We start from the raw sequence: 15,484 nt of genomic DNA, 5'->3' as shown, positions 1-15,484 counted from the left end.
CAAACGTGCGGTCTGGCAGAAAAAATGAATCATCTGTTTATATAAACCCACGCATGACCGACAGCAATGAATCCGGCCTTATTGGGGCGCTGGCAGGTAGCGTTGGCCGACTTCAGGAGAGCGAGATGGCGTCGGAAATTTGGATAGTCTGGGAAGTAGAGTCGCTGGGCTCTGGCATGGGTATTGGCCGAACGCGAGCTGGCTTATGGGTTGACAGATCCATTTACCATCGCGCTCGTTTGTGCCGTTACGCTTGACCTGCAACTTAGTAGCGCCACTGTTCCGATAGCTCGCTGGCAAGCGCGAGCTTCTCTTTAATGATCTCGATGAAGTCGGTCCTTGATCTCGTCGAACCCTTCTGTGACGCAATGAAGTTCAATGCCGAGGCGTTGATGGGCCGGAGCAGGCGCCCGTCGATTCCCTTCATTCGCGCAGCATTGCGCCTCGTCTCTGCCACCAGATCTCTGGCACCGTTAAAGCCCGGCGTTATACCGGCCTGCGCTCGAACTTGCGCGCGCAATTCCGAGGCGTATTCGGGAGACTGCCCGAGCCGATCGAGATCGATCAGCAGATCCGCGTCGTCGGCCGAGCGCAACGCGCAGAGAATCCACAACGCTAAAAATGCCCGGTAGGCATTGTCGCCTTCGACCGTACGCACATACTGCTCGCAGGCCGCCGCATACTCGTCGATCGCGGTAACGGGAGCAGGCGACAAGCGAACGCCGCATATATCAATGACCTGCCTGACGATGGGCTCGGCCTGATTGAGGCCCAAGACGCGGAATGGAGCAGCAACAAAGAATGGGTTGCTCCATTGCTGATGGAGCAACCATCCGGAGGCGAACTGCGATGCGGGATTTCGCAGAACGACCGCATGCATTACCTCAGGAAAGGCACCCTTGAACCACGTCAAGCGGCCGAGGGAACGACAAAATTTGAAGACAGGTGTCTTGCCCTGATTCGTCGTCTGGTCACAGAGATTTTTCAAGTAGGCCTGCAATGCTGGAAAGCCGGTGTCCGGCACGGGCCCGAAGCGATCCGTACTAAAGCTCTTCCGATATCCGGTCACACCGTGCAAGTTGTCCTGGATGAACGGCCGATATTCGGTGAAGTACGGCGCCGAGAGTGTCGGGTGACCTGAGGTCCAGGTCGGCTCCAGGGCAGGGATATCGGCTGCTCTCAGATCACCGAGTATGGGATGAAGCGGCTCGTAGAATGCGGTCACGGTCTGCAACACCCGAAAGCGAGACCACACCCAGGTTCCCGCGCTTCTCCAGCCGGTGTGCAGGAAAATACCGCGTGACTGTCCTTTCTCCTGCACGACGGCATCCTGAACGGCAGGTTTTATGGATGTGTGTCCGTTATCGCCGGCGGCGCCCGGGGCAATTCCAGATTGCTGCGTCATTGGCTTTCTCCAGAGTCCAGAGGGAAGGTTGGTTCATGTGTGCGGCGTCGGCATCGCCCATTGCTTCTAGTCCCCGTTCACGCGGAATCTACACGCTGCTATGGGGGGCACTGTCAACGACGATAGAAAGTGCGAGCGCGGATATCGGGAAAACGACCGGTTGGACAGCCGGTAGTGTAGTTTCACGCGTCTTGCTCCGCGCTAACCGCGCAGCCCGCAACGGTTACGGTCCATTACGAGCGCAGCCTCCTGAGATAGTGTAAATCGTGACGGCTTACCAAGGGAAACACCGGGAAGGTGTCGCCATGGCTTGTGTCTCGCCACGGGGCACAGTCCGGAATCGACGGTTTTCCCCGGCGGCCTGCGCTGCCAGGGCAGATGCGGCCGGTATCGCACCTGCTTGATCCAGACAGATGTCTGGCTGCGCCTTTGCCATCCAGTCCGAGCGTCGTTTAGCGTAATAGTTTGCGCTGCCACCTCGCTTCGCAAATATCGGCGTTCTTAGCTGATCCCCAAAGGCCGGCGGCTCGGGTGACGCGGTTATGCCAGCTGCCAGCCCATAGCGCTTCGCGGCGGTGACTATTCAGTCCGCTGCGACCAGTCGCGTCGGTACGCCAGAGCCACTCGGTGGCGACGAATGCACCACGACCACATACCTGCGAAGCATGGGGCGAGTCCTCGAAAGTCTTGGTCATCTTCGTACTCGAGGCATAGAGTCGGACCCTTGGCTACTCCTGGTTCCCAAAGGTGCGAGAAGAGCCATGTGGCTCCCTCGCTGATGGTTGCCCAGCTGCACTACCGAGTCGGCCAGAGCAGGTGCGGAGGCGTCGAGCAGGGGATCTTCGAGTGGAAATGTCACCAGTTTATGTTGATGTCCTGAAAGGGACGGATCTCAGGGATTGGCGATCCAACCAGACCGGATACGGTCAGTACAAACATCTGAAAGTTCATCAACTGATTGAAATTCATATATTTTTAGTCATACTACTAATCTATATGCAGGGAATATCCTATGAGCGCACTGTTCTCGCCCATCATGCTTCGTCGCGCTTCGCTACCTAACCGCATCATCGTCTCTCCAATGTGCCAGTATTCTGCCGAAGACGGACTGGCCAACAAATGGCACGAAGTTCATCTCGCAACACTTGCCTTGTCGGGAGCCGCAATGCTCTGCATCGAATCCACGGCGGTCGAACCGGAAGGACGAATCACCCCGGGAGATCTGGGTCTCTGGAATGACGCGACAGAGGCGGCGCTCAAGACAGTGCTTGATACAGTCCGGGCGCATTCAAATATTTTTATTACTCTCCAGCTCGCGCACGCGGGTCGAAAGGCTTCAAGCCACAAGCCCTGGCACAACGGGCACTTAATTCCTCCTTCGGAAGGGGGATGGAAAACATTTGCGCCTTCTGCTGTCCCGCAAAAGGAGGGAGAGGCTGCACCGATCGAACTGGACCTGGCAGGTTTGGAGCGCATTCGCGATGCATTCGTTGCGGCCGCAAAAAGGGCTGCCCGCCTCGGGCTCGACGGCATCGAACTTCATGGAGGCCATGGGTACCTGCTACACCAGTTCATGTCACCTGTCTCGAATCAACGCACAGATGAATATGGCGGATCCCTCCAGAATCGTCAGCGGTATCCGCTTGAGATCTTCGATGCCGTCCGGGCAGTGTTTCCGGCAGACAAGCCGGTAGGCATCAAGGTATCCGCATCCGATTGGGTGGAGGGTGGCTGGGACATTGAGCAGACTATTGCTCTCGCCCGCGAACTCAAGAAGCGGGACGTCGACTGGATCGTCGCATCATCGGGTGGCATTTCACCCCTTCAGAATATCTCTCCCGCCCCGGGTTATCAGGTCCCATTTGCAGCAGCAATCAAGAAAGCCACAGGCGTTAATACAACGGCGGTAGGCCTTATCACCGAAGCTGGACAGGCAGATGAAATCATAAAAAATGGCCAGGCGGACTTCGTCGCCATTGCGCGAGCGATGCTGTACGACCCGCGTTGGGGCGGGCACGCAGCGGCAGAACTCGGAGCAACGGTGGATGCGCCGCCGCAATACTGGCGTGCACCTCCCCGCGAGCACGCCGATGTCTTTGGAAAAATCGTGCAAGGCGCGCGGTAATTGTGATCGAGGGTTGTGTCGCGGTGGGAATCAAACCTTGCCGGGGTGCATTTGCGGACCGGTGGTTCAGTTAAGTTTCCGGCAACGCTGAGGATCGGCAGCGTCATCGAGCAGACTTCGATTATTAGAGTGAGCGCCGTAAGCGAGACACTGATGAATGTCCCTCCGGCAAACGGCAGAGGATCAACTTCATCCCCGGCGGCGAGACGATGATCGCTCGGCGACCGCGACGAAGTAGTGACTACCGAAGCTTCATAGGGTTTGTTCATGCCTGTTGAGCATGCCTCCAATGCTTGCAAAGTCTTTTTCCTGCACGCCAGCCTCACTTAGACTTCAGTCAAAGATCTAGCCAGCATTGCTTACAGACGGAATGGCGCCCTGGTTAGAAGTCTTTGGGAGATTGTCCGTGAGGACCGGATTTGAGTGTCACGGTTGTCACAGTCACCGACGTTCTCAATGATATCCGACAACCCACCGTGGATGTCTCGCGAGAGATCGCTGTCGCTGAAATTCGGAGTACGAATCACGAGCAATTTAATCAGTAAATGCAGTCACTACAGGTGCTTAAATGTCGAAACTATTTTCACCCATACGGATCGGCGCAATTGATCTTTCCCACCGTGTCGTTCTGGCGCCGCTCACGCGCATGCGCGCGGCCCTGCCAGGTAATGCGCCCAATGACCTGATGGCGACGTATTACGGACAGCGTGCGTCAGAGGGCGGGCTATTGATTACCGAGGCGACCTTCATATCGGCGACCGGAAACGGTGGATACGCTTCGCCAGGCATCGTCACCGACGCACAGGTCGCAGGATGGCGGAAAGTCGTAGACGCGGTGCATGCGAAAGGTGCCAGCATCATGCTCCAGCTTTGGCACGTCGGCCGGCAGTCGCACGTCGACCTCCAGCCGAACGGCCAGGCTCCCGTTGCGCCCTCTGCCATTCAAGCTGATGTTCGCGCGCTGCTGCCGGGTGGTCCCGCGACGGGCTCGATGCCGAGGGAGATTGAGTTGTCGGAAATACCGGGCCTCGTTGGTGAATACCGCAGGGCAGCGGAACGCGCGAAAGAGGCCGGCTTCGATGGTGTCGAGATACACGGCGCCAACGGCTACCTGATCGATCAGTTTCTCCAGGACAACTCCAATCGGCGTGAAGATGCGTATGGTGGTTCTGTTGAAAATCGGGCCCGTTTTCTTCTTGACGTGGTTGAAGGGGTGAAATCGGTGTGGGGCAGTGACCGGGTCGGTGTTCGCGTGGGTCCAGGCAACAGGTTCGGCGGTATGGGAGACAGCGCACCGGAGGTAACGTTTCCCTATGTGGCCCGAGCGCTCGCGCCTTTTGGGCTGGCCTATCTGCATGTCATTGAGCCACGGGTCACGGGTAATGTTTCGGATGACGACAAGCCGCCCGTAGCGGCTGGCTTGCTGCGTCCGCTGTTCGGGGGACCCGTTATCGCCGCAGGCGGTTTCGATGGCGCTGGCGCCGAAAGCATTCTGGAAAAGGGTGACGCGGACCTTGTCGCGTTCGGTCGGCATTTTCTCGCGAATCCCGATTTTCCCGAGAGACTGCGTCGCAGCCTTCCGCTCAATGCCTATGATCGCACCACCTTTTACTATGGTGGCGACAAAGGTTACGCCGACTATCCGGTCTATGAATCGTAGTGACTCGTGAGACTGCCGCGTCCGGTTCATCAAGCGGTCCGGGAGCAGCGGAAGAACGAACGTGGTCTGGTTCCAGGTAGCCGGCCCACCGCAATCATGCAAGGAATGGGAGAGCAATGTGCTCCGTTTGCAAGCTAACGATCTCCCGCCCTGGTGCAGGCAGTGGGGCCGACAATTCCACTAGTCTTTCGTACCTATGCGGCCCAGATGAACGCCGATATGCGCCGGAAGGCGGCTAGCAGCAACGCGACCACTGCCCCTTAAGATGCAGCATGGTAAATCGGGATCTGGGGCGAATATGACACAGCCCGGATTTACATTAATAATTAGGATATCGTATAGATTGAATAGAACAATCTTCGAATCGAGGGGCGCAGCAATGTCCTCGGTCGAGGGTGCTGTCATCTTGTTGGCAGGTTGAGGGTCTATGGGGACCGTAACGAGTGGATGAGAAATCGGTGAGCGTAGACGGCCTCTTTTTTGGCGAGATAGATTAGAGAAGAAGGGGCGTGGATGTAGAAAGAGCGAGTTTTAAAGGAGGATGTACGTTAAGTCCGCGCTTAACAAGTACGGTATCGCCTGGAGGATTCATGTGTCGTCTGCAGTCGTACCTGTCTCGAATCGCCGACAGACCAAAGTACAGGTAACCCCGAAATTACAACCATGATATCGAACGTCTCGGACCTCGACCTTCGCCTGATTCGAACCTTCCTGGCCGTCGTGGACGCGCGTGGCGTAACCGCTGCGCAAGTTACGTTGAATGTTAGTCAGCCGGCAATCAGTTCTCAACTGACCACCTTGGAAACTCGATTGGGGTTTCGCCTCTGCGAGCGTGGGCGCAGTGGGTTTGCACTGACCGGCCGTGGTGAGCGCTTTGCAGAATCGGCCCGTAAGCTCCTTGATGCAATCGACAACTTTTCAATCGAGTCACGAAATCTCGACAAAAAACTGGTGGGTAACCTGACGATATGCATCATTGGGCATGCTGATCTGAGGCAGAACGCACTCTTGAGTCAGGCGATTCAGCGATTTCTTGGGCGCGACCAGGCTGTCCATCTATCAGTGATCGTCAGGTCACCCGGCGAGATCGAACAGGAGGTGTTTTCCGGAGCCATCGACGTGGCAGTCGGATACTTTTGGCACCGCGCTCCGTTGCTGGATTATGTACCGCTATTCATGGAGAAGCAGACGGCGTTCTGCGGTAGCGGTCATCCCTTGTTCGGACGATGTAATGCGACGGAAGCCGAGCTTACCGACCTGGTATGGGTTCATCGAAGATACCCGGTTCCTGAAGCGAACTATCTCACGAGCAACACGGGAGTGATGGCTGGGCCAGTGGCAGAAAATATGGAAGCGGCGGCGCTTCTGATCATGTCCGGGAAGTATATTGGCTACCTGCCGAATCACTATGCGGAACCTTATGTCAAGCAGGGTTTGCTTCACGCTCCTAGCAAGAAACTGCTTTCCCACGACGTGATGTTCCACATGGTGACCCGCAAGGCGCCTCGCCGTACGGATGTGGCTCAGGCGATCGTGGAGGATTTGCGAGCTGTATATCTCGCAGAGTCAGAAATCAACGCTTGAGCGCTCTGAAGCAGAGGCGGCATTGGCGTCGCCGGCTCAATGCCGCCTCCACATGGCCCGACGCTACTTTTGATCAAGGTGACCGTCCAGGCTCCGGTTCAGTAGCCGCGAGAGATGTCTACTTGCTGCGCGAGTTCCTCGCCGTTGAGCGCGCGCCGGATATTCTGCGCGACAGTGATAGCGGCGGTTTCCGGCGTGGATATTCCCGCCACGTGCGGGGTCACCAGAATGGCGGGATGTCCCCAGAACGGATGAGCAGGGGGGAGCGGCTCTACCGTGGCGACGTCCAGAGTCGCAGCCTGAATCTGGCCGGCGTCGATCGCGGCAAGGAGGTCTGCATCTACGAGATGATGGCCGCGTCCCATGTTTATGATGCAGGCACCACGCTTGCACTGAACGAAAAACTCCAGATTGAGAATCGAACGGGTGTCGTCCGTCAACGGAAGCACGTTGATGACAATGTCCGTGCATGCCAGCATGTCGGACAGACCGTCTTTGCCGGAGTAGGTTGCAATTGCGTCGACGTGTTTAGGCGTTCGACTCCAGCCGGCCACATCGAATCCCTCCTCTGCAAGGGATTTTGCAATTGCTCCGCCAAGCTCGCCGAGACCCAGAACACCGACAACCGTATCCCGGGCGAGTGTCGCCGGGAGGAAAGTCCACTGTGCTTCCCTTGATTGGCGCTCAAAAAGGTGGAATTTCCGGTGGTAGCGGAACGTCGCGGCTTTCGCATACTCAATCATGGTCTGGGTGAGCGAGTCATCTACAAGCCGTGCCAGCGGAACGTTCCTGGGCAGCTTCTCGGGGTCGAGCTGATTGATTCCGGCACCAAGCGAGAGGACTGCCTTCAGGTTCTTGAAATCGGACAGTCCGCGGTTCGGAAGCTTCCAGACCAGTGCGACGTCCACTGACTCCGGGTCTTCGCAGACCTCGCCTACCGAATACTTCATGTCCGGAAAGTGTTGAGAGAGTGCGGCCTTCCACTCGTCCGGAGAATCAATATTGCTGTTGAAATAGATGTGTGGCTTCATTATTGGCTCACTTGGAAACGCAAGACGTTGCAACGTGAATGAGGTTCAGGCTTGTGTCGCTTAGCCTCTGAGCGGCAGGATTTCGATGTTATATCCGTGTGTGATTGAGCGCTCAAGAACGGGGTCAATCATCTCGACCTCCAGCCGCCGCGCAAATCGGAGCGGCCCGATCACGTCGAAGGTACCGTTGTACATCAAGGTGCCGTCGCAGAACGCCTCTTCGACCTCAGCCAGTCCGTCGAGAAGTGCAGCAGGGTCGAGCATGGCCGAAACCTGTCCCTGCTGATACAACGTGCGCTCACCGTTTTCAATGACCCACGCACGCAGATGAATCTGGTCCCAGTGAGGCGCGACCTCGGTGAAGGGCCAGGCCCTGGTCGCCACCGGTTTTTCGCACATCTGCTTTGCAACCGTTACCCCGTAGGCCTCGACGTCGTTTTCGGTATGGTCGGACCCGACGGAGACATACAACTCTCCGTCGTGCTGGAAAAGCACAAACTCGACCTCACCGGAATTTCCCTGACCAGGCACGTCGATTATCTCGGCGCGCGTGAGTCTGGCCGCTGAAACGCGGTAAAAAACCGGTGTGGTCCCGGGAGCCTTCACGCCCCGTTCGGCGAGCTCCTCAATGTGGTGACGCACGGCAGCCTGGTCACGACCAGTCCATCCTGCGACCACCAGACGTTTGACGAGAACATCGATGGTTTCGCTTGTTCCCTCGCGAACGACCTCAAAAGACAATTGCTTCTCTGCAGACATCACATCTCCTTTGGAAATTAATTTTGGTTAGTACAGTGAAAGCTGTGAAATCGCGGCCGCCGCTCACTTGAGGCAGCCGGCCAGAAATTGTTGAAGGCGAGGGCTCGTCGGCCGCTCGAGGACTTCAGCGGGGTTACCTTCCTCCTCAATGCGTCCTTGGTGCAGGAAGATTGTGTGATTCGAAACATGCCGTGCGAAGCCCATTTCGTGTGTCACGACGATCATCGTGCGCCCGTCGGTCGCAAGCTTTTGCATCACGCGCAGCACCTCGCCAACCAGCTCGGGGTCGAGCGCGGACGTTGGCTCATCGAAGAGCATCACGTCTGGCTCGACGGCAAGCGCACGGGCGATGGCGGCACGCTGCTGCTGGCCCCCAGATAGATGCGCCGGGTAGTAGTCTCGACGTTCGTACAGGCCGACTTGCTGGAGATACTGCTCGGCACGCCCTTTGGCTTCTTCCTTCGACAGGCCTTGAACATGCATGGGCGCCAGCATCACGTTCTGCAAAACGGTCATATGGGCCCACAGATTGAAGCTCTGGAACACCATCGCCAGCTTCGAACGAATCCGCTCGAGCTGACGGAGGTCCTTTGCGACCAGGTTTCCGCCCGTGCCGCGGCCAAGTTTGAGTTCTTCGCGACTGGAGAAGATGCGCCCCTCTGTGGGTGCTTCCAGCAGGTTCATGCAGCGCAGAAGAGTGCTCTTTCCAGACCCGCTCGAGCCGATGAGGCTAATGACATCGCCCGTCCTGGCTTCGAGAGAGATGCCCTTCAAGACCTCGTGCGTCCCGTACTTCTTGTGAAGATTTTCAACCGAGAGTTTGCTCATGGGTGCTCTCTCTTACGTTAGTGGGGATTGGAGGTAATGCTGCAGCCTGTTGTGACTCATGCGGGCGGAGGTGGCGCAGGAATCGACGTTCGAGGCTCTTGAAGACGCGCTGCGTGGCCATCGAAAGCACGAGATAAATCGCGCCAATCGTGAGATAGGGTTCGAAGGAAATATAGAAAAGCGAACTTACCGCTCGGGCAGCGCCTGTGAGGTCAATGACGGTGATAAGACTGACGAGCGAGGTCGCGTGCAGAAGCAAAATAATTTCGTTCGCGTATTGCGGTAGGGCGCGACGGAACATTGCCGGTATCAGAACGTACCGGTATATCTTCATGCGAGGCATACCAAAGCCCACGGCCGCCTCAATTTCTCCATGGGGCAGGTCCTGAATGCACCCCGCGAAGATCTCCGCAGTGTAGCCAGCCGTGCTGATACCGAGCGCAATGACCGCGCAGAGGGTGGCGTTTGCGAGAACAGGTCCCAGGAAGCTCTCTTGCACGACTTCGATTTGGCCCAAGCCGAAATAGACGACATAGAGCAGGACCACCACAGGTGCTCCTCGAATGACGAAGGTCAGGGACGCGACCGGCCAGGACAGCCAGCGATTTTTTGAGACCCGCATCAAGGAGAGGGGAATGGCAGCAAGAAGCCCAATCAAAATGGACCCCGACAGTAGAAGAACTGTGGTGACTAGTCCGGAGGCGAACATCTGCCAATTTTCAGCGACGATTTGCCAGTTCATGGTTGCTTCCCGCCGATTATCGAGCGCCGCTGGCGGCGCCAACGCGGTATCGGTTGGAGACGCGCCTCAATCCCAGGAGTGACACGGCCGAAAGAGCCAGGTACACCAGTAGGGAGACGATGTAGAAAGCAAAGTCTTCGTGCGTTGCCTGAGCAGCGTATTTCGCCCGGAAAATGACGTCTTGCAGGCCGATGACCGATACAACCGCCGTCCCCTTGACGAGCGTCAGCCAATTGTTTGTGAAGCCTGGCAACGCATAGCGGACCATTTGAGGCAGCCGAACCTGAGTCCAGACCTGCGTGGGCGTCATGCCAAATGCGTAGGCGGCCTCGATCTGACCCACCGGAATGGCGAGTAAAGCGCCTCGGAAGGTTTCGGCCATGTAGGCGCCGAAGATGAAACCGAGCGTCAAGGAGCCCGCGACAAAGGGTGGAATGTTCAGTTGCCAGCTTTTCCCGAACAGCGAGCCGAGCGTGGTGAAGATGTCTGGTATGCCATAGAAAACGATCAGCATCAGCACCAGGTCCGGGATGCCTCGCACGACCTGTGTGTAACCGTCCACGACCCGGTGGAGAGCGCGAGAGTTGGACACCTTGAAGATTGTTGCTATCAGACCGAAGGCAATGGAACAGGAAAGAGCGCTCCCGGCAAGGCCTAGTGTCAACCAGGCTCCGTTTAGCACCATCGCAACGTAGTCAGAGAACATGGTTGCCTCGTTTCGAGTTTCGACAGATTAGCAGGGCGGGAGGCCCGATTCGGGCCTCGACTTCCTCACGCATGAACGACGTCGATGCGCTCTACTGAGCCGCCGTAATGTCGTGTCCAAAATACTTCATGCTGATCCTGGTGAAGGTTCCATCGACCTTGGCTGCGGCGATTGCGCGATTGAAAGCCTCTCGCAGTTCGCTATCGTCCTTGCGGAAGCCGAGGCCTACGCCAGCGCCGAGCGCCGGGTCGCTGGAGCCTGTGAAGGAGGGACCGATGTATTGAAAGTTCTTGCTGTTATCGGCAAGCTTCAGGAACGCCTCGTCGGTTTGCACCGTGTATCCGAAAGTGAGATCGACACGTCCGTTCTTCAAATCGAGGAATGGATCGCCTTGACCGGTGTACCTCTTGATGTTTGCGGTGCTTCCGTAGGTCTTGGTGAGGAAGCTGTCCTGCGCGCTGCCGCCCTCGATTGCGATCGTCTTGCCCTTCAGGCCTTCCGGGCTAATCGTGATGTTCGACCCTTTCTTCGCGATGAAGCGGTTGTTGACGATCGCATACGTGTCAGAGAATGCTACGACTCGCTCGCGAGTGGGCGTCTTCAACAACCATCCCGAGATGATGTCAATCTTATGGCTCTGCAGGGAAGGGATGAGCGAGTCGAAACTCTGGTTGGCAAAGACGCATTTGACTTTCACGCGTTCGCAGAGATTTCTCACAACATCAATCTCGAAGCCGCCGATAGAACCGTCAGCGTTGACTTGGGCGAACGGCACATACGACCCGTCGGTTCCGACTGTGACCGTTTCGGGCAAGGCGGCATACGACGCTGAACAAACAAGCGCCGAAGCGGCGACGATGGCTTTGATTTTCATGATTTTTCCCTGTAGCGAGTAGTGGGTTAGCTGCGACTTTTCGTGGAAATTTGGGGCCGTCGGCGACTATTTCCGGTACTTGACTCCGGGCATCACGCACAACATCTCAAAAGCAAGGTTGGCAGCCAGGAGGGCAGTGTTGCCTAGCGGGTCATAGGGGGGCGACACCTCGACCATGTCCGCACCGACCAGATTCAACCCGCGCAAACTGCGAATGATTTCGAGTCCTTGCATCACTGTGAGGCCACCGATCTCTGGTGTTCCGGTGCCTGGTGCAAACGAAGGGTCAAGACCATCTACGTCAAAGCTGAGATACAGCGGCGCGGACCCGATGCACTCGCGGACCTCCTGCATGAGCGGTACGAGAGACTTTCCCCAGCACGCCTCCGCTTGCACCACGCGAAAGCCTTGATCCCTGCACCAGTCAAAATCGTCAGCCGCATAGCCAGTGCCTCGCAGCCCGATTTGAGTGACTCGACTGCAATCGAGCAGCCCTTCCTCAACAGCGCGCCGGAACGGTGTGCCATGTGCGATTTTTTCGCCGAACATGGTGTCGTTGACGTCCGCGTGAGCGTCGACATGCACGACTGCGACCTTTCCATACTTGCGGTACATCGCGCGCAGGATGGGTAGGGCAATGGTGTGGTCACCGCCAAGCGTGACAGGCCGGCAACCGGTCGCAATGATCTGGTCGTAGGCTGTCTCGATTCGGCTGATGGAATCAAAGATGTTGTACGGATTGGTCGCTACATCGCCAATGTCGGCGATGCGCATGGAGTCGAAGGGCGCAGCGCAAGTCGCCATGTTGTGGGGGCGCAGAAGGACACTTTCACTGCGGATTTGACGCGGGCCATATCGCGTTCCATTGCGATTACCCGTTCCCAAATCAAACGGAACGCCCACGAAGCATGCGTCGAGATTCTCAGTCGACCCGACCTGGGGAAGGCGCATCATTGTTGCGATGCCACCGAACCGGGGCATCTCGTTTCCACTAAGCGGCTGGAAGTTAGTCTCGCTGAAGCTGTTCATGAACCTGTCCTTTGTTTGTGCCTCGGGGGGCCGTCTAAAGCGGCGTTAGAGCTAGTGTCACCGGACAAAAACGCATTCCAATACCTATGTTAAAACGTTTGCATCAGCTTATGGTTATGTATTTAATTGTCTTGAAAGGCTTACTCCTATTGGTTTCTGTTCCAGACGTGACTATTCACAGCCGCCGGCGGGACCAGATACATATCCTTACTGGTCTACGCGGAGGTGGCCCGTCACGCCGAACTCGAAGAGGGGCGTAGAAGTCGGTTTTCGTGGGTGGGTCAGCCGTCAACCGTGGCGAATGGCATCGTCACTGGAAGGCCATTTCGACCGCGAGCGCGGACTCGGCGGTGAATGAGATGTTGAATCAGCGTAGGTGCAAAAGACCACAAATGCGTTGATCGCAGCACCAAGCGCATCTGAATGCTCAAGTCCTGTGCGCTGTCATCAATGATGAACTCAAGGAAAAACTCGAGAGTCGTATGAAAGAAGTAATCCTAAATATAAATTTATCGACTATATGTTTCCAATTTCATTTGCTCCGTGCTCAATAACACCAGCAGCATGCACGCCGGGCGCCCGGTCCTCGAACCTGGCAAGCGACGACTATTGAGCAATTCATCGAAGTGGTCGGCTCGTATATACGCTGGTACAACGACAAGCGAATCAAGATATCGCTTGGCTCACTCAGTCCCACAGAATACCGAGAACGTCTCGGTAGCGAAGCATAAACAATTCCAAGAATTCCGCCGCACCCCCAGTTCTCGAACCTAAAAGTCCGCTCAGGGGTTCGGCAGACCGTGCCCAGAATCTGAGGGCGTCATCCCCGAGTTCGAAGCATTGTTTATAACGCGAGGCCTAAGTGCGAGCCGGGGAACCGGATATGATGTGGCAATTTGTGACTTGCGCCGAAGAGGACAATTACGTCCGACTGGCCGCGTTCAGATGATCCCGAACCGAGCAGTTTGCAGTAAAACTACTGACATGTAAAAGAATGCATCCATCTCGACGTAAATGTCCGTCCAAGAAATGCCAGCGTTTGATCCGCTCCTATATGGGCGCCAGCCGTTGCCACGGAGAGCTTGCGTTCCAACAAGGACTAGGGTCGCATTGCGCTACTGACTGATTGCCCCCATACGAAGCGGATCCTGCCGCAAATGCCCAAGGACAAGAACAGAGCCCGTCAACTGCATGCATTGGAATTCGAATGTCTGGCCGATGGTAAAACTTGTACGCCGTATGAATTCTGCGTAAAGCTGTCGATCGTGACGATGAACAATATAACGCTTGGTAAGCGGCGCTCGCTCGATGTTGGGCAATCCGCACGACGAGTATGAGCGAGCGTCAGCAACGGGCCGTGATGTGTCGATCGCATTTCCGAACAACCGGCATGTAAATCAACCCCCGGCCGCATGCGCCGGACTTCCCTTCCTATTTGATTTTCGTGCGCCCCTTCTCTCGTTCGATTTTCTAAAGCGTGGCCTTGAGAAACTGATTCCAGTCACTGCCGATAAGGGGTTGGACCTGACCGAATGGTCGATTCCTCCGAGTCCGCTCTTTAACGAGAACGCCGGGAAGATCGGTCTATTGGGTCCGCAATCAGCGAAGGACGTTGCTTACGTCTATGAGAACATTCGTGCGTTGCGCCAGAATTTCCATATGCTATCTAAGGACCATCGCAATATGCCGAGAGAATGGGGTTCTGCGATGATAGGGGGCCTCGCGGCAATACAGCGGGCTGAGACGAGAGGAAGGCCGCTGACGAGACGTTAAAGAGCCACGCCACAGAGGAGTATCGGAACTGGCTCGCATCGGAAATGGGCGCGGGGGAGCCGTACCTCGATTCAGATCGATGTTTGTTGACCGAATACATCGGCGGTAAGGCGCTCGGGTTCGTGAGTCGAACAACCGGTCACATCGCCTTGCTACCATTCCAACGACCCTCCTCCTCGCCCGCAAAGCGGCGGGTATAGCGGTCACCTTTCCGATGTAGGGGATGCTCATGAACTACTAATTGTGATGCGAATGAGCATCCGAGACAAAATGGGGCCACGAGAGTTATCCTAGTGATATTTCACTAAGGAATACTACATATGCCAATGTTTCAACTCGCTCGACGTGCAGGGCAGCGATGTTAGTTGGGTGAGACAGACGTTCCTCGTGTCTTCATCGTCTTTCGCACGGGATCAGCTTCGTGGCGCTGTGCTGGATGGATGCCTAAACCTGAGACGGCCACGCTCGTGGACCGTTCGACCCAACTGGCATCGCACCAAACAGCTGGGCGCCGCCTCCGACGGCACATGGGCGTGAAAGAAAACGTGATCGTTTCGTTCATTTCGTAGAACGCTTCGACTCTTTAGCTAAGGCCGATGAGAATCCACTTGGCTCCATCATCTCTTGGTTGCTCGACGTTTTCCATGCCGAACTCTTAGTACTACAGCCGTAGATGCAAAGAACCTGGTGGTACGCAACCGCGGCGCCGGTAATGGTATTGCTGGGCGCGGTACTGATGCCTGCGCCGCCATGTGGACCACGACAGCACGTACTCGATTGAATGAGCACCACGCCATAACAAGCGGCAAAGCAGTCGGCGGATCTCCTGCACGGTTAGCGGCACCGAACCGTCAGGTGTTTTTTTTGCCTTGTACCCGCAGGGTGACGAGCGCTGCGTGAGCCAGCAAAGCCAGCGTGATGTGCCGGTACCAACCCTGCCACCGGCGCACCTCATACTGATCGAGACC

At 56.5% G+C, this 15,484-nt stretch carries 11 protein-coding genes and 2 pseudogenes; 4 read left to right on the top strand and 9 right to left on the bottom strand.

The features are described 5' to 3' along the window. Positions 1-265: 265 nt before the first annotated feature. On the bottom strand, positions 266-1,405 hold the full coding sequence (locus tag ABH944_RS07510; RefSeq protein ID WP_404605971.1) for a hypothetical protein: 1,140 nt from the start codon (positions 1,403-1,405) through the stop codon (positions 266-268). Positions 1,406-2,417: 1,012 nt separating this feature from the next. Here ABH944_RS07510 and ABH944_RS07505 point away from each other — a divergent pair. The 3 genes from ABH944_RS07505 (at position 2,418) to ABH944_RS07495 (ending at position 6,774) form a co-directional block, all read left to right on the top strand. Next, positions 2,418-3,530, top strand: coding sequence for an NADH:flavin oxidoreductase/NADH oxidase (locus tag ABH944_RS07505; protein WP_404605973.1), 1,113 nt, complete (start codon positions 2,418-2,420; stop codon positions 3,528-3,530). 568 nt (positions 3,531-4,098) lie between these two features. Beyond that, positions 4,099-5,190, top strand: coding sequence for an alkene reductase (locus ABH944_RS07500; RefSeq protein WP_404605974.1), 1,092 nt, complete (start codon positions 4,099-4,101; stop codon positions 5,188-5,190). Between the two features lie 663 nt (positions 5,191-5,853). Continuing rightward, positions 5,854-6,774: a LysR family transcriptional regulator gene (locus tag ABH944_RS07495; RefSeq protein ID WP_404605975.1), complete on the top strand. Its 921-nt coding sequence runs from the start codon at positions 5,854-5,856 to the stop codon at positions 6,772-6,774. 98 nt (positions 6,775-6,872) lie between these two features. Here ABH944_RS07495 and ABH944_RS07490 read toward each other — a convergent pair whose 3' ends face one another. From ABH944_RS07490 to speB, 7 genes are all read right to left on the bottom strand, one after another. Then, positions 6,873-7,805: a 2-hydroxyacid dehydrogenase gene (locus ABH944_RS07490; RefSeq protein ID WP_404605976.1), complete on the bottom strand. Its 933-nt coding sequence runs from the start codon at positions 7,803-7,805 to the stop codon at positions 6,873-6,875. 60 nt (positions 7,806-7,865) lie between these two features. Next, a complete protein-coding gene (locus tag ABH944_RS07485; protein WP_404605978.1) occupies positions 7,866-8,564 on the bottom strand; it encodes a DUF2848 domain-containing protein in 699 nt (232 codons plus the stop codon). A gap of 63 nt (positions 8,565-8,627) precedes the next feature. Next, entirely contained in the window at positions 8,628-9,392 is a 765-nt protein-coding gene (locus tag ABH944_RS07480; protein ID WP_404605980.1) for an ABC transporter ATP-binding protein, read from the bottom strand. Continuing rightward, the gene (locus ABH944_RS07475) at positions 9,373-10,134 is read right to left on the bottom strand and encodes an ABC transporter permease (RefSeq protein ID WP_404605981.1); all 762 of its coding nucleotides are present in this window, start codon (positions 10,132-10,134) and stop codon (positions 9,373-9,375) included. The genes ABH944_RS07480 and ABH944_RS07475 overlap by 20 nt, the downstream gene beginning before the upstream one ends. A gap of 16 nt (positions 10,135-10,150) precedes the next feature. Then, on the bottom strand, positions 10,151-10,840 hold the full coding sequence (locus tag ABH944_RS07470) for an ABC transporter permease (RefSeq protein WP_404605982.1): 690 nt from the start codon (positions 10,838-10,840) through the stop codon (positions 10,151-10,153). 91 nt (positions 10,841-10,931) lie between these two features. Continuing rightward, positions 10,932-11,714: a transporter substrate-binding domain-containing protein gene (locus ABH944_RS07465; RefSeq protein WP_404605984.1), complete on the bottom strand. Its 783-nt coding sequence runs from the start codon at positions 11,712-11,714 to the stop codon at positions 10,932-10,934. Positions 11,715-11,780: 66 nt separating this feature from the next. Beyond that, on the bottom strand, positions 11,781-12,743 hold the full coding sequence (speB, locus tag ABH944_RS07460) for an agmatinase (protein ID WP_404605985.1): 963 nt from the start codon (positions 12,741-12,743) through the stop codon (positions 11,781-11,783). A gap of 584 nt (positions 12,744-13,327) precedes the next feature. On the opposite strand from speB, the pseudogene ABH944_RS07455 reads away from it, so the two are divergent. Next, positions 13,328-13,474: pseudogene (locus ABH944_RS07455) on the top strand (IS3 family transposase); the annotation flags it as partial. A 1,893-nt stretch (positions 13,475-15,367) separates the two neighbouring features. Here ABH944_RS07455 and ABH944_RS07450 read toward each other — a convergent pair. Then, positions 15,368-15,484: pseudogene (locus tag ABH944_RS07450) on the bottom strand (IS701 family transposase); the annotation flags it as partial.

It is taken from the genome of Caballeronia udeis, from assembly GCF_044909315.1.
In the GTDB taxonomy this organism is placed as follows: Bacteria; Pseudomonadota; Gammaproteobacteria; order Burkholderiales; family Burkholderiaceae; genus Caballeronia; species Caballeronia udeis_A.
Note: the sequence above shows the minus strand (reverse complement) of the source record. Positions and strands in the feature narration are given on the sequence as shown.

Bases quoted from the DNA above. Each gene is read 5' to 3' on its own strand.
- ABH944_RS07510 (WP_404605971.1), bottom strand. From the start codon at position 1,405: ATGACGCAGCAATCTGGAATTGCCCCGGGCGCCGCCGGCGATAACGGA.
- ABH944_RS07505 (WP_404605973.1), top strand. From the start codon at position 2,418: ATGAGCGCACTGTTCTCGCCCATCATGCTTCGTCGCGCTTCGCTACCT.
- ABH944_RS07500 (WP_404605974.1), top strand. From the start codon at position 4,099: ATGTCGAAACTATTTTCACCCATACGGATCGGCGCAATTGATCTTTCC.
- ABH944_RS07495 (WP_404605975.1), top strand. From the start codon at position 5,854: ATGATATCGAACGTCTCGGACCTCGACCTTCGCCTGATTCGAACCTTC.
- ABH944_RS07490 (WP_404605976.1), bottom strand. From the start codon at position 7,805: ATGAAGCCACACATCTATTTCAACAGCAATATTGATTCTCCGGACGAG.
- ABH944_RS07485 (WP_404605978.1), bottom strand. From the start codon at position 8,564: ATGTCTGCAGAGAAGCAATTGTCTTTTGAGGTCGTTCGCGAGGGAACA.
- ABH944_RS07480 (WP_404605980.1), bottom strand. From the start codon at position 9,392: ATGAGCAAACTCTCGGTTGAAAATCTTCACAAGAAGTACGGGACGCAC.
- ABH944_RS07475 (WP_404605981.1), bottom strand. From the start codon at position 10,134: ATGAACTGGCAAATCGTCGCTGAAAATTGGCAGATGTTCGCCTCCGGA.
- ABH944_RS07470 (WP_404605982.1), bottom strand. From the start codon at position 10,840: ATGTTCTCTGACTACGTTGCGATGGTGCTAAACGGAGCCTGGTTGACA.
- ABH944_RS07465 (WP_404605984.1), bottom strand. From the start codon at position 11,714: ATGAAAATCAAAGCCATCGTCGCCGCTTCGGCGCTTGTTTGTTCAGCG.
- speB (WP_404605985.1), bottom strand. From the start codon at position 12,743: ATGAACAGCTTCAGCGAGACTAACTTCCAGCCGCTTAGTGGAAACGAG.